The 15,047-nt window shown below is 45.3% G+C and carries 15 protein-coding genes; 3 read left to right on the forward strand and 12 right to left on the reverse strand.

The annotated features are described in order from the left end of the window. Window positions 1-20: 20 nt before the first annotated feature. From trpA to OA79_RS00295, 9 genes are all read right to left on the reverse strand, one after another. A complete protein-coding gene (trpA, locus tag OA79_RS00255; protein WP_063331233.1) occupies window positions 21-827 on the reverse strand; it encodes a tryptophan synthase subunit alpha in 807 nt (268 codons plus the stop codon). Then, entirely contained in the window at window positions 824-2,035 is a 1,212-nt protein-coding gene (gene trpB / locus OA79_RS00260; RefSeq protein WP_063331234.1) for a tryptophan synthase subunit beta, read from the reverse strand. The genes trpA and trpB overlap by 4 nt, the downstream gene beginning before the upstream one ends. Further along, on the reverse strand, window positions 2,028-2,645 hold the full coding sequence (locus tag OA79_RS00265) for a phosphoribosylanthranilate isomerase (protein WP_063331235.1): 618 nt from the start codon (window positions 2,643-2,645) through the stop codon (window positions 2,028-2,030). Before OA79_RS00265 ends, trpB begins: the two co-directional genes overlap by 8 nt. Continuing rightward, on the reverse strand, window positions 2,629-3,453 hold the full coding sequence (truA, locus tag OA79_RS00270) for a tRNA pseudouridine(38-40) synthase TruA (RefSeq protein WP_063331236.1): 825 nt from the start codon (window positions 3,451-3,453) through the stop codon (window positions 2,629-2,631). The genes OA79_RS00265 and truA overlap by 17 nt, the downstream gene beginning before the upstream one ends. Then, window positions 3,446-5,701, reverse strand: coding sequence for a FimV/HubP family polar landmark protein (locus OA79_RS00275; RefSeq protein ID WP_063331237.1), 2,256 nt, complete (start codon window positions 5,699-5,701; stop codon window positions 3,446-3,448). The genes truA and OA79_RS00275 overlap by 8 nt, the downstream gene beginning before the upstream one ends. Window positions 5,702-5,891: 190 nt before the next feature. Then, window positions 5,892-6,614, reverse strand: coding sequence for an EAL domain-containing protein (locus OA79_RS00280; RefSeq protein ID WP_063331238.1), 723 nt, complete (start codon window positions 6,612-6,614; stop codon window positions 5,892-5,894). 375 nt (window positions 6,615-6,989) lie between these two features. After that, a complete protein-coding gene (gene groL, locus OA79_RS00285) occupies window positions 6,990-8,636 on the reverse strand; it encodes a chaperonin GroEL (RefSeq protein ID WP_063331239.1) in 1,647 nt (548 codons plus the stop codon). 59 nt (window positions 8,637-8,695) lie between these two features. Continuing rightward, complete coding sequence (locus tag OA79_RS00290; RefSeq protein WP_013796108.1) at window positions 8,696-8,986, reverse strand: co-chaperone GroES; 291 nt, start codon at window positions 8,984-8,986, stop codon at window positions 8,696-8,698. 126 nt (window positions 8,987-9,112) lie between these two features. Next, a complete protein-coding gene (locus OA79_RS00295; protein ID WP_063331240.1) occupies window positions 9,113-9,583 on the reverse strand; it encodes an FxsA family protein in 471 nt (156 codons plus the stop codon). Window positions 9,584-9,631: 48 nt separating this feature from the next. Between OA79_RS00295 and OA79_RS00300 the strand changes: the two genes are divergently transcribed. Together OA79_RS00300 and OA79_RS00305 are read left to right on the forward strand one after the other, a co-directional pair. Continuing rightward, window positions 9,632-9,943: an MGMT family protein gene (locus tag OA79_RS00300; RefSeq protein WP_269447806.1), complete on the forward strand. Its 312-nt coding sequence runs from the start codon at window positions 9,632-9,634 to the stop codon at window positions 9,941-9,943. Window positions 9,944-10,177: 234 nt separating this feature from the next. Further along, the gene (locus tag OA79_RS00305; RefSeq protein WP_063331241.1) at window positions 10,178-11,914 is read left to right on the forward strand and encodes a BCCT family transporter; all 1,737 of its coding nucleotides are present in this window, start codon (window positions 10,178-10,180) and stop codon (window positions 11,912-11,914) included. A 97-nt stretch (window positions 11,915-12,011) separates the two neighbouring features. Here OA79_RS00305 and OA79_RS00310 read toward each other — a convergent pair whose 3' ends face one another. Then, the gene (locus OA79_RS00310) at window positions 12,012-12,497 is read right to left on the reverse strand and encodes a YajQ family cyclic di-GMP-binding protein (protein WP_063331242.1); all 486 of its coding nucleotides are present in this window, start codon (window positions 12,495-12,497) and stop codon (window positions 12,012-12,014) included. An 82-nt stretch (window positions 12,498-12,579) separates the two neighbouring features. Here OA79_RS00310 and OA79_RS00315 point away from each other — a divergent pair, with 82 nt between their 5' ends. Further along, a complete protein-coding gene (locus OA79_RS00315; protein ID WP_063331243.1) occupies window positions 12,580-13,527 on the forward strand; it encodes a ketopantoate reductase family protein in 948 nt (315 codons plus the stop codon). 33 nt (window positions 13,528-13,560) lie between these two features. On the opposite strand, the gene OA79_RS00320 is transcribed toward OA79_RS00315, so the two are convergent. Both OA79_RS00320 and OA79_RS00325 read right to left on the reverse strand, forming a co-directional pair. After that, the gene (locus OA79_RS00320; RefSeq protein WP_063331244.1) at window positions 13,561-14,394 is read right to left on the reverse strand and encodes a CvfB family protein; all 834 of its coding nucleotides are present in this window, start codon (window positions 14,392-14,394) and stop codon (window positions 13,561-13,563) included. A 58-nt stretch (window positions 14,395-14,452) separates the two neighbouring features. Further along, entirely contained in the window at window positions 14,453-15,007 is a 555-nt protein-coding gene (locus tag OA79_RS00325) for a DUF1415 domain-containing protein (RefSeq protein ID WP_063331461.1), read from the reverse strand. Window positions 15,008-15,047: the final 40 nt, after the last annotated feature.

Raw genomic sequence — 15,047 nt, forward strand, 5'->3', positions numbered from 1 at the left:
ACTTCTGTATTTGCTGCCACTCAGGCGTCCATTTCACTACGCATGGGAGTCAAAATACCCCCCAGAGCGTCAGCTATATATTCTTTTGGTTGATCTTTATTTTCAGCAATGCAATTCACTAATACGCTGCCAACAATGACACCATCAGAGCAACGACTTACGGCCGCTGCGGTTTTGGCATCACGAATACCAAAACCTACCCCGATGGGTAAAGATGTCACAGTACGTAGGGTATCCACATGCTGTTTAACACTGTCTACATCCAATTCACTAGAACCTGTTACGCCTTTTACTGAAACGTAATACACATAGCCAGACGCTAAGTCACAAATTTTCTTTGCTCGTTCAAGTGTGGTGGTCGGTGACAATAAGTAAATTAGATCAATCTCATTTTGTCGGAAGCATTCTACTACATCTGTCGCCTCTTCTGGAGTCAGATCTACTAATAAAACGCCATCTACCCCAGCTTCTTTTGCTGCATCGGCAAATTTTTGATAACCAAAAAACTCAATTGGGTTTAAATACCCCATCAAAACAATGGGTGTCGTGCTATTGCCTTGTCTAAACTCAGCAATGATGTCCAATACTTTTCGAACGCTGGTACCCGCTGCCAAGCTGCGCTCACAAGCCAGCTGGATAACAGGACCATCCGCCATCGGATCAGAGAATGGCATACCAATCTCGATCACATCTGCACCCGCATCCACCAAAGCATTCATAATGGTTACTGTGTGCTTAGGAGATGGATCGCCTGCCGTGATGTATGGAATGAGCGCCTTTTTACCAGATTTTTCTAAATTTTCAAAACATTGCTTTATGCGACTCATACTTCAATTCCATCCAATTCAGCAACCGTCAAAATATCTTTATCGCCACGCCCAGACAAATTCACAACGACCACTTGATCTGCAGACATGGTTGCCGCGAGTTTCATACCATAAGCCACGGCATGACTGGACTCTAATGCTGGCATAATGCCTTCAAGGCGCGTTAAATCACGGAACGCGTCCATGGCTTCATCATCATTAATGGCCACATAATTGGCACGCCCTACGTCTTTCAACCAGGCATGTTCAGGCCCTACGCCAGGGTAATCCAATCCAGCCGAGATAGAGTGGGTACCGATAATTTGCCCATCATCATCCGCCATGACATAAGTTCGATTACCATGCAGGACACCAGGACGACCAGCAGATAGCGGCGCAGCGTGACGCCCCGTCTCAAGACCATCTCCGCCAGCTTCAACACCGTACATGGCCACAGACTCATCCTCAATGAAAGGATGAAACATACCGATTGCATTGGAACCGCCACCGACACAGGCGACAAGCGCATCTGGTAAACGCCCTTCATGCTCAATACATTGCTGTTTTGTCTCACGACCAATAATGGCCTGAAAATCGCGCACCAACTTAGGATAAGGGTGAGGGCCAGCGGCCGTACCTATGATGTAAAAGGTATCATCCACATTACCAACCCAGTAACGCATGGCTTCATTCAAAGCATCTTTCAGCGTTTGCGTACCAGATTCAACCGAAATCACCTCTGCGCCCAATAGTTTCATACGATAGACGTTTAGCGACTGACGACGAATGTCCTCGGCCCCCATAAACACCTTACATTTTAAGCCAAGACGAGCAGCAACCGTTGCCGAAGCGACACCATGCTGCCCAGCCCCAGTTTCTGCAATAATATTGGGCTTACCCATATGTTTCGCCAACAAGGCTTGACCTATGGTGTTGTTAATTTTGTGCGCACCTGTGTGGTTCAAGTCTTCACGTTTTAAATAAATTTTCGCGCCACCGGCTTTTTGTGTCAGACGCTCAGCAAAGTACAAAGGAGAAGGCCGCCCCACGTAATGAGCCAAATCGTAATCAAACGCGGCTTGGAAAGCCGCATCCTTTGATAAGGTTTCATACATTTCTGACAAATCATCCAATGCCGACATCAGTGTTTCGGAAACAAACACACCACCATAATCACCAAAACGCCCGTGCTCATCTGGCAAATTGATATGATCTTTCTTGCTATCCACGTTTTGCTCCCGTTATAAACTCTGTCACTTTCATATTATTTTTGATGCCTTTTGATTGCTCAACACCACCACTCACATCAACTGCATAAGGCACCACTTGGGCCACCGCTTGAGTAACGTTATCCGGTGTTAAGCCACCCGCTAATACAATAGGTTTAGGCAAATCACTTGGTATCAAAGACCAATTAAAGGTTTCACCTGTGCCACCTGGAACCCCTTTCTTATAAGCATCCAACAGAATGGCACTTGCACTGGGGTATTGTGACACACTGTGGGCAATGTCATCACCCTCTTTCACCCGTAAGGCTTTCATATAGTGACGCTGATAAGACACACATTCCGCCTCAGATTCATTACCATGAAACTGAATCATCCAACGAGCACTGGCGCTAATAACCGACTCAATCAAACTTTTTTCAGCGTCAACGAACAACGCCACTGGCACCACGAATGGCGGCAACTGAGCAACAATGTCGTTCGCCACATCAGGACTCACATAACGTGGACTTTTTTCATAAAACACAAAGCCCAAAGCATCCGCACCCGCTTCGCAAGCCGACAGCGCATCCGCTAAATTGGTTATTCCACAGATTTTAACTCGACAACTCATAACAGGACTCGTCTACAAAGGGTAAAAAATGAGGGCCTAATTTGCACACAGGCACATTAAAATGTTTTGGGTATTCCGCATCGACAAAATACAAACCATAAGGCGATGCAGTAATGCCACCTTTTGTCCTGTCTTTAGCGTCCAATACTTGTTGCGCCCATTCCAACGGCTGCTCACCAGCACCAATCGTCATCAACACGCCAGCAAAATTTCGTATCATGTGATGCAGAAACGCATTCGCTCGTACATCCAAAACGATGTACTGACCGAGTTGATGAACATCAAAATTTAAAATAGTTCGAACTGGCGTTTTGGCTTGGCAACCAACCGCACGAAAAGACGTAAAATCATGAGTACCAATAAAGGTCGCAGCGGCTTGCCGCATGACATTGACATCAAGTGACTTGTAACTCCAAGTAACACCTTTCGCCAAAATAGCGGGACAAAAATCCGCTTGATAAATTACATAACGATAGCGACGACTTAATGCACTGAATCGAGCATGAAAGTCATCGTCTACGTGACGAGCTGCCACAACGCTAATATCTTCAGGAAGGTAGGTGTTAACACCCAGAGTCCAAGATCGCTCATTTCGCTCTGCTTGGGTCTCAAAATGCACAACTTGTGCACTAGCATGAACACCCGAGTCTGTGCGCCCTGCACATACTACTTTTACCGTATGATTGGCGATCACAGACAAGGCTTTTTCTAATTTTTCTTGAACACTTGGAACATCAAACTTTTGGGCTTGCCAGCCCTTATACGCTGAGCCGTTATACTCAACGACCAATACCACTTTCTTAGTCACTTGGGAACATCCGCTCCATCATACTTTGCGCTTCGGCAATTTGCTGTTCATTACCGGATTCAACCACATCTTCTAAAATCACACGAGCACCCTCTTCGTCACCCATATCCATATAGGCTCTGGCTAGGTCAAGCTTGGTCGCAACTTCATCACCACTGGCATCAAAGAAATCAAATTCCTCTTCGTCATCACTGATTTCTTCATCCGAAGCCGCTTCGGCCTCGCCAAATGCGGGCACATCGATCTCTTCGACATCGTCCTGCATTTCAGCCAGCGTTTCTTCAATCGAATTTTCAACACTGTCGTCTGGCACACCATTAAAGATCGCAGATTCATCGACATCTTCTTGCTCAGTGTCTTCTAACAAATTTGAAACAAACGATTCTTCTTCACTGTCAATTTGCAGATCGTCTGGTGCCGTGAATTCAGATAAATCGTCTTCCGCTTCTGCCTCTGGTTCATCTAACGCATCAAACTCATCCAGTTCAGGCTCCATGGTTGGAATATCATCAAACGCTTCTTCAGCAGCACTCTCTTCATCGGCCAAATCCAATACAGGATCAGGCAAATCGTCTATGTCTTCGAAACCTGGGAACTCTTCTTCTGGCTCATCAGCATTTTCAAGAATGTCTTCGGCTGCTGTCTCGTCCTCAAAGCCCATATCCATGTCATCGGCCACTTCTGGGAAATCAGTTGAAGCAACCTCTTCGTCAAAAGCATTAAAATCCTCAGGCTCTTCTTCTGGCGTATCAAAGTCGAATGCAAAAGGGTCTTCTTCCGCTAACTCTTCGTTTGCTTCTGCCTCATCCATTGATTCATCTAACGCCACTGCCGCCGCAACCGGTGTGGCTACCGCTGCTGCAGTAGACAAATCAAATTCATCCTTTTTTGCGCTGTCGACATCCTCATTTTGCTTTTTTCCTGAGCGACGCATGATTAAGCCAATCAAGAAACCTAAAAGCAGTAAGACACCCGCCCCGATTGATAAAATAATCGGATTACCAAAAATGGTATTCATCAGGGAGTCCGCTTCCGCCTGCTCTTTCTCACGGCGAATTTGGTCCGCCTCTAAAAGCTGATCAACCGTATTTTTTTGCTCTTGTAGAGCCTGTTGAGCACTGGCGAATTGCTGCTGCAATTCCGCCATTTGTTTATCTTTCAGACTGATCAGCTTTTCAAGGGTTTCTAACTGTTTATTTAAGTCTGTTAGCTTGTCAGATAACTCACCTTTCTCACGCTGCTCTTTGTCTAGCATTTCTTGCGACGCAGACAACTCACTCTTCAATGAGTTTACCATCGCACTGTTGCTGTCACCTGCGTTCGAACTGGATTCTTTTTCTGGCAACACACTTTGGCCGGATGCCAAGGTGAGTTGATCACCCGTCTTATCAGCAGCAGTCGCTGCAGGCTTGGCTTCGGCTTGAGTATTAAGTTGTGCTTGTTCAACGTTCCCTTGATCACCTTTCGCGGCCTTTAAAGCCATCCAAGCATCATGCTGACGCTGAAATTCGGCTTTGGAAACATTGTTATTAAACAGGGCAATTTGCTCTTGTGTTGGCAGGCGCAATACCGCGCCTTCTTTGAGCAAGTTGATGTTTTCAGAATAGAACGCGTCTTTATTCAACGCTTGGATTGCCATCATCGTTTGATAAATGGTCAATTGATTAGACGGGCGATTACGACCAGCAATAGACCAAAGGGTATTCCCTTTGACGACATCTAATTCCGCTTGCATAGGCATGTTTTCAGCCGCTGCGGTGGCCTCAGCAAACGCGGATGTATCTGTGGTTTGGTTTGTCGTAGGCGCCGATGTCACAGGTGCCGCTTGCACCACTTCACTTTGTGCTTTATCCACCAAGGCGGTTTGATTAAGCGGCACTTGGTATTCTCGTACCACCTGACCGCTCGGCCAACGTGCGGCCAGCACAAAATGCAACTCATCCACCATCAAAGGACGATCAGAGGAAACAGAAACAACAAAGTCACCACTTTCCTGTTCTACTTCAAACGTCAATTGAGATAAAACACGCGTCGGCAAAAAGCCAGCCTGACGGAATTCACTTTCGCTGCCTAAGCGCACCAAAATATCGTCACTGGTTAATGCGCCCACATCAGAAAGCTCAATTTTCCCGCGGTATGGCTCATTTAAGCTTGACTGCGAGGTTAACTCACCCAACTCTAGCGCGTAACTGCTGGAGACATACAAAGCTCCAGACACAGCAATACTGACGAGGGTTTTTCTGAGCATAAGCTTCCCTTTATTTACAAATAACGGACACAAATATTAAACAAGTATCTTACACAGGTGAGTATTTATCAATAGCTTTAGAATCAATGGTTTGGACTAAATGAGTTAGGCTGACTTTTTCGTTCAATATTTACACAAAAGACGCATTCTTAAAACACGCACTGCCTCTCTCGAATCCCCCGTTAAAACGCTAAGTCCACTCCGATATAAAACGCTCTTTAAAATAAAAACCTTGCACATAATCCACGCCAATCTGACGAGCAAACGCCAAGTCTGATTCTTTCTCCACCCCTTCCAATACTACTTTTTTACCAGTCACCTTAGCAAAGTCGATCATTTTCTCGACGAACACCATAAAATTAGCATCTAATCTTTGTTCCAGCACACATTTATCCAATTTAACCCACTCAACCAATTGCAGTACCGCGACCGACAACATGGATTTGGGGTTACATAAATCATCCAAAGCCGTTCTAACGCCAAGCTTATTGAATACTTCAATCATGGACAAACTCATCAAAGCATCGCTCATTTCAGAGTTTTCAATTAACTCAACAATTACCCGATCGCGGTCATGATCTTGGATCAACTCTATGAAAGGATTCTCTTCAACGTCTGTGCCACACGCATAAAAGGCATCCTGATCCAGATTCACAAACACCCTTTGCTGACGAGACAACCCTTCTAGTTGAATGCGCTTTTGCGCCAATTCCACTTGCAATAATAACAAGGGGTTGTCATGCAAAGCGGCATAAACGAAATCAGGGCGAATCAAACTGCCATCCGCCATTTTAAAACGCGACAATGCTTCATAGGCGTACACATCACCGCTCTTTAATTCCACAATAGGCTGAAACTCGCAGCCAAAGCGCTGTGACTCAATTAATTCTAATAACTTTCTATTGGATAACATTCTAAACAAGCCATATCTAACCACTAAAAAAGGCCAATGATAATGATACTCACATAGAAAAAAGGCAAGCCAATCCGACCAAAAACCATATTTTTATAAGTATTTTCAAAATGTTAGCAAAAAAAAAGACGTTCAAATCAGCAGCACTTCACCCTTCAGAATCAAGCATTCCGATTATCGACCTAGCATGAAAAATGCATCCCTTCACTTTTCCCTCGAAATCAGCAAAACACCAGGGTATAAAATTGAATCAACTCACCCAAGAGACATTTAAATACCTAGCAGACTTCATTAATGACACGAACACAAAAAAGCCCCGCTACCTTCCGGCAGCGGGGCTTCATTTTCAGCTAGGCTGAGGTGTTAGGGGCTGATTTACATCATGCCGCCCATGCCACCCATTCCGCCCATGCCACCCATATCTGGCATCGCTGGCGCGTCTTCTTTTGGAAGATCAGCAATCATCGCTTCAGTGGTGATCATTAGACCTGCAACAGACGCTGCGGCTTGTAGCGCAGAACGAGTTACTTTGGCTGGATCTAGGATACCCATTTCCAACATGTCGCCGTAAACAGCAGTGGCCGCGTTGTAACCGTAGTTACCTTCGCCTTGCTTCACTTTGTCTACCACAACAGACGCTTCGTCACCTGCGTTAGTCACGATCTGACGCATTGGCGCTTCCATAGCACGAAGTGCTAGTGCAATACCAACGTTCTGATCTTCGTTGTCACCTTCTAGGCTAACCACTTTGGTCAATGCACGAACCAAAGCAACACCACCGCCCGCAACAACACCTTCTTCAACGGCTGCGCGAGTCGCGTGAAGTGCATCATCAACACGTGCTTTCTTCTCTTTCATCGCTACTTCTGTTGCAGCACCGATCTTGATAACCGCAACGCCGCCAGCCAATTTCGCTACGCGCTCTTGCAATTTTTCTTTGTCGTAATCAGAAGAAGAGTTCGCGATTTCTGCACGAATTTGCTCAACACGAGACGTGATGTTCGCCGCTTGGCCAGCACCGTCTACAATGGTTGTGCTTTCTTTTGTCAACGTAACACGCTTCGCTGTACCTAATTGCTCTAGCGTTGTACCTTCTAGGCTTAGACCAACTTCTTCAGAGATCACAGTTGCGCCCGTTAGGATCGCAATGTCTTCTAACATCGCTTTACGACGGTCACCGAAACCAGGTGCTTTGGTTGCCGCCACTTTCACGATACCGCGCATGCTGTTCACAACCAAAGTCGCCAACGCTTCGCCTTCAACGTCTTCCGCAACGATCAATAGTGGACGAGACGCTTTTGCAACGCCTTCCAATACTGGTAGCAAATCACGGATGTTAGAGATTTTCTTGTCAACCAATAGGATGAATGGGTTTTCAAGTTCCGCACTCATGCTTTCTTGGTTGTTGATGAAGTAAGGCGATAGGTAACCGCGATCGAACTGCATACCTTCTACTACGGCCAGCTCATCTTCAAAGCCAGAACCTTCTTCTACGGTGATAACACCTTCTTTACCAACACGCTCCATTGCTTCAGCAATGATTTTACCAACAGACGCGTCAGAGTTCGCAGAGATAGTACCTACTTGCTCAACTGCACGTGTATCAGCACAAGGTGTAGACAAGGCTGCGATTTCAGCAACAACGGCTTCAGCCGCTTTGTCGATACCGCGCTTAAGATCCATTGGGTTACGACCCGCTGCAACGGATTTAAGTCCTTCCGTTACAAAAGCTTGCGCCAATACTGTCGCCGTCGTTGTACCGTCACCCGCTACGTCGTTTGCTTGCGACGCCACTTCTTTGACCATTTGTGCGCCCATGTTCTCGAATTTATTTTCCAATTCGATTTCTTTCGCCACGGTCACACCGTCTTTTGTCACTAATGGCGCGCCGAAAGATTTTTCGATGACAACATTACGACCCTTAGGTCCTAACGTTACTTTCACCGCATCGGCTAGTACGTTAACGCCTTTCAGCATTTGCTGACGTGCACTGTCTCCAAATTTAACTTCTTTAGCTGACATGCTCTAATACCTTTTAACTGTTTTAATGTTACAAAAATAAATAGGAAGGATAAGACGAATTAGGCTTCAATAACGCCGTAAATTTCATCTTCTTTCATGATAAGCAGTTCCTCACCGTTGATCTTCACTGTTTGGCCTGAGTATTGACCAAAAAGTACAGTGTCACCAACACTAACAGCAAGCGCACTTACATCGCCATTAGACTGAATACGGCCAGTGCCCACAGCCAAAACCTCACCTTGTGTTGGTTTTTCTGTAGCAGATCCAGGTAGGACGATACCAGATGCGGTTGTTGTTTCTTCTTCTTTACGGCGAACAACGACACGATCGTGCAAAGGACGAATATTCATCAATCATTTTCTCCAATTAAAACAATACCAGGACTCCCCTGGCAGGACTTATCTCGCTTAGTTGCGAGAATCTCTATCGAACGTTTATATACGGTTGCTAATTTATTTTTCAACCCATCTAATAAATTATTTTTTATCAATTAAATCATTATCTTCGTTGGCGTACTCACCTTCGATGATGTCACCTTCTTTGGTGGATTCAGAGTAACCACGACTGCGCCACTGAGTACCTCGCGCCATAACAGAGCTCATCAACTTAACCACTAACCCAGCTGCGAACAACTTACGTAGCACCGGAATCAGCAACAAGCCACCAATGGCATCGGTAACAAAACCAGGGATCAACAAACACAAACCCGCAAACAGCAACATCACACCTTCAGCGACTTCAGATGCTGGCAGTTCACCACGACGCATTTTTTCTTGGGCCTTTAAAGAGGTCTCTAAACCTTGCTTACGAATCAGACTCACCCCTACAATAGCGGTTAGAAAGACCAAGCCCACTGTCGCCAAGCTACCGATTTCACTGCCAACTTGAATCAACACGGTCATTTCGATAATGGGCACAAGGATAAATAGTAACAACGCAAATCTCATGATTACCTTCTTTTGTTTTTGACTTACTCTATAACTATGGGCAATACCGTGACTAATCAAGCAATGACGCATTTTAAATCTCAAGTATTTCTAATCTTGCACCAGTCACAAACGGGTGAATGTTTCAGCTACGGAGAAATCGCCAAATTGGCAGGCTTCCCAGGTTACGCCAGGCAAGTTGGTCAATTACTTAAAAAATTGCCCAAAGACACTAAGCTACCTTGGTATCGAGTCGTCAATGCTCAAAAGCGCATCAGCTTTGCCGAAGGAACGGACGCCTACATTCGACAAAAAGAAAAGTTAGAAAGCGAAGGCTGGGTCGTGAACGGAAATAAACTGACTCTCAATGATCCCACGTAGCCTCTCGAGCAAAAAAGCACGCTAACAAGAGTCAATAGACATCTCGCCCCAATCAACGACTTAATACCTCTATGCGCTTTTGTTCTGAAAAAACCGTGCCCCCTTTCCCAACTCACTCACCATCACACCCCTGCAACTGAAAAAGGTTCGTATTAACCTCTCAATCAGGGCATTATGACATTCAAAGGACGAACAGAAATCAATATTCATCAATAAGCAAAAGGACTTTAATGTATGATGAGCGATCAAAAATTAGACGATTTAATTGAGACCCGTGGCATTTTAAAAGGACTCAATTCCACCCTCGGAATCACCAGCATCAGCCTAGTGATTGTCTTTGTGCTCTATGCGATCTTGCTGGGCAAAACAGCTAGCACGCAATTTCTGAACATCAAAACCTGGATCGAGCAAACCTTGGGCTGGTATTACATTGCCCTCATGCTCGCTGCCTTTCTCATCTGTCTGTATTTTATGTTTTCTAAGATTGGAAAAATCCGCTTAGGGCAAGACCATGAACGGCCAGAATTTTCCAATTTTGCTTGGTTCTCAATGCTATTTAGTTGTGGCACAGGAGCTGGCATGCTGTTTTTCTCTATGTCCGAGCCAATGATACATTTCGCCAGTCAGTGGAGCGGCGGAAACCCTTTTATGAACGCGGAAACGAAACTTGCCGTAAGCGATTTCTTTACCGCAAAGCAAGCCGCCTTGGACGCGGGATTAATGCCTGGCGATGCTCAGTTTCCGATGCCCAATGACTTAGTCTCTGATGCCGCTGCCGCAGGCCTAACACTGACGTTTTTCCATTGGGGAACCGTGGCGTGGGGGATGTATGGTTTCGTTGGCCTTTCTCTCGCCTATTTCTCTTTTCGTAAAGGACTACCTTTATCAATACGCTCAGCCCTTTACCCTTTGATTGGTAATCGTATTTATGGCCCCATTGGCAATGCCGCCGATATATTGGCGGTGCTCGGCACCATCTTTGGCATTTCCACCACATTAGGCTTAGGCACTCAACAGATTGGCGCAGGCTTAGTCGCCCTCGGCTTTATCGAACAATCTTCTCAGACCATCACGGTTTGCTCCATCGTTCTGGTCACCGCCCTAGCCACACTTTCTGCCACCAGCGGCGTGGGGCGAGGCATTAAATCCTTATCCACCTTGAACACCTACATCTGCCTTATTCTTTTGGCTTACTTCTTATTTGCCAGCTCCGGCACGAACTACATCATTGCCAACTCACTGACCACATTGGGAGACTTTATCTCCAATGCCATGTCAATGAGCCTTTGGACAGCTCGCAGCCCATTAGAACGTACTTGGCAAGGCAGCTGGACTATTTTTTATTGGGGCTGGTGGATTGCTTGGTCAGCATTCGTGGGCTTATTTATTGCTCGAATCTCCCGAGGCCGAACCATTCGGGAATTTATACTTGGTGTGATTCTAACGCCCTCATTAGCCGCTATGGCGTGGTTCAGCATCATTGGTTCTGCCGGCATTTATGAATCAATCTACGGGGCTGATATCAGCATTTATCAAGCCGCGGTGACCAATTGGGATTATGCTGGCAGCCTGTATCGCTCCTTTGATGTTTTAACACCTGGCGTAATCGCCATCATTGCGAAAGCCTTCGCGTTGGTAGCCGTGATCATTTTTTTCATCACCGCCGCCGACTCAGGCACCCTAGTATTAGGGCGCTTATTAGCCTTTGGACGCCGGCCGCCAAAACAGCAATTGGTTATTTGGGGTGGTGTACTCGGTACGGTGACGTTGATCGTCTTGTTAATGGGGGGAACGGAAGCGATGCAAGGACTCCAAGCCGCCTCTATCGCAGGGGCGTTACCTTTTTCAATCGTCATTATTGCCATGATGGCAGGCCTAATAAAATCACTGCGAAAAGACAGTGAACTGTTGATCGTCGATAAAGAAACCGTTAAAAAGATGATCGCAAAAGAAATGGCCGATTCCCCCTAACAAAGGAACCGCCATCATCAGACCAATAAAAAGCCCCCCAATGCTGGCTAAGCAACGACTGGGGGGCTTTATTTGAAACCGTTTAATAAGGTCTCGTTTAATCTCTAAAATTATTAAACTGCACTGGCTGTGACAAATCGGCACCGCGCAGCAAGGTCATCACCTGCTGTAAGTCATCACGCTTTTTACCTGTGACACGCAATTGGTCACCTTGGATTTGCGCCTGCACTTTGATCTTGCTGTCTTTGATCATTTTGACAATTTTTTTCGCTTCCGCTGTCTCAAGCCCTTCTTTCATTTTGACCGCTTGCGATACACGCATATTGCCTTTTTCAATGTCTTCTTTTTCTAGACTTTTCAGGTCAATACCACGATTAACGAGCTTTTGATTTAAAATATCCGACAATTGACGAAGCTGAGGCTCGGCTTCGGCTTGCATAACCACGCTGGATTTATCTTTTATTTCAAAGCTGGCTTTGACACCTTTAAAGTCATAACGTGTTGTAATTTCTCGGTTTGCTTGGTCTACGGCGTTACTTACTTCGTGCCAGTCCAGTTCAGAGACTACATCAAATGATGGCATTTTCTGCTCCTTTGCATTTTCAATCAGTTCGTTTGGCGCGATAATAGCAAGAATTGAAATAAAACACCTAATGGATCAAGTTATGAAACAATCTCCTTGGTTAGTGGTTGGCTCTGGTGCCATCGGCCTATTTTGGGCATGCAAACTTAAAAGCCTCGACCACAAAGTGCATCTGGTTTACCGAAGCACCGACCCCGGAAAAAAAATCACCCTAGATTCCTTAGTGGATGAAAGCGGACAACAACAAGCCGAAACACACACTTATAAAATAAAGACGTTCACCGCCAACACTCTCGAAAAGCAATATCAAAAAGTACTCTTGTGCACCAAGTCATTTGACCTTGTCGAAGCGTATCAGCAAGTGTCAGAACACCTCAGCGATGACGCTGACATCATTTGTCTGTGCAATGGTTTAGGCGCACAGGATCAATTACAAAAGCAAATAAAGCCTAAGCAGACCCTCTGGGCCGGCGTAACCAGTGAAGGGGTGCTTAAAATCGAGCACAATCACATCAAACACACCGGATTAGGCGACACCTATTTTGGCCCTTGGCTGCCCTCAGAGGCGACCGCAGATTTTCCGCTAGAAGGGTTTGGGGTGCGTAACATTCACCAAAGAATCATCGAAAAGCTGGCCGTCAATGCCGTTATCAATCCAATTACCGCCATCTTCAACCTGCACAATGGGGATATTTTAAATGACGAATATCAAACCTTAATGCACGCCACCCTCGCAGAATTGGAAAGTGTCTTTACGCACCCTAAATTTACTTATGCTAAGCACAGTCAGCATCTTTCTTTCGACAACTTAAAAAATCGTGTCAGCACGATCGCCAAGCTCACTCGCTTGAACCGTTCCTCTATGTTTGAAGACATACGCCTGCAAAGACAAACCGAAAACGATTTCATTTCAGGGTTCTTACTGAAAAATAGCCCGATCAAATTGACCGTACAGCCCCTCCTGTACGAAGGCATCAACCAGCCAGATTCTCGCCCTGAGGTACAAAAAAAGCTGCTAAGTCTTACTTAGCAGCTTTTGATAAACATACCGTTAACGTGAAAATTACAGCTTAGTCACTTTCTCTTTGCTCAGGGCGATTTTCTTATCTTTATACAAAGCACCGAGTGCTTTTTTATACGTCGCTTTACTCACTTTAAATACTTTATAGATGGCTTCCGGAGACGCTTTATCAGTCAAATCCGATTCCCCACCTTGTGAGTCCAAATAGTCCAATACATCATCCAGAATGTTACGTACTTTTTTGTAGCCGACCTCCTGAAGACTCAAATCGATTTTCCCGTCTTCACGCATCTGCTTAATATACGCGGTGGCTTTCTCGCCTTTATACAACTGTCGAAAAGCGTCTTCAAAAAACAGCACACCCCAAAAACGATTATCAATGACGCATTTGAAGCCAATATTGGTCTTATCACCAATCACCACAGAGACTTTATCACCAACACGATAAGGCGCTTCTTCTCGATTCAACAAAGGGTCAACCTTTGTCGTCGCCACGATACGATTGGTAATTTGATCAAGGTAAATGAACAATAAATGTGTTTCACCTTCTTCGACACGATTTTTTTGTTGGCTAAAAGGCACCAATAAATCTTTCGGCAATCCCCAATCAAAAAACGCGCCGACTTGATTGACCGCAACCGATTTCAACGCCGCAAACTCACCAACCTGTGCTTTTGGAAAGTCAGTGGTGGCAATCAACTTATCTTCAGAATCAAGGTAAACAAACACTTCAATTTCTTGGCCAATTTCCACCTGCTTCGGCACGTAGCGCTTTGGCAGTAAAATTTCACCTAATGTATCAGCATCCAAATAGACGCCAAACTCTTTTTCTTTAACGACTCTTAAGGTATTTAAGCGTCCAATTTGTGTAGCCATGGTTTCTCCGGCAAGGAATTTTTCACGCACTATACTGACTTATCAGTCGAGCGCAAGATTAGTTTGCATTCATACAAGCTTTAAAAATGTCTTCCAATTTATTTCGCCCTAAGGCTTCCATCTTGGCAATGTTTTCATCCGGTATTTGAGCCGTATCACCATAAAACTCAATGGCTTTATCCAAGCTGGCCTCTCGTAATATATGCAGCATAGGGTAAGGAGAACGGTTAGTGTAATTAGACACATCCTCTTCTTCTGCACCGGCAAAGCAATAATCTGGATGGAAGGTGGCCAATTGGTAAACGCCTTCACACCCTTGATCAAACATAAGGTTCTCAGACATTTCCACAAAATCCAAGTAACGCTGAAAATCTTTAAACAAAGTGGGGAAAATGAGCAGCGTGGTTTCGGTTTCAGCCTGCTCATCTAGCCACTGAATTTCAGACATCAATTCTTCTAAGGCGACATCGGTTTTTTTCGAACGCAATACAACAAGGCGCACACTGTCTTTTTCCACTTCTCGCTTGGCAAAAGGACAGACATTGTGGCCCACAATAAAGTCTTTCACCCAATTCATTGTCTGGCCGACCACCAAATCATCTGATAACAACATACGACATTCTTCTTTCATAGTGACATTAACCACCAGATTA

It is taken from the genome of Marinomonas sp. TW1 (assembly GCF_001625355.1).
Taxonomy (GTDB): domain Bacteria; phylum Pseudomonadota; class Gammaproteobacteria; order Pseudomonadales; family Marinomonadaceae; genus Marinomonas.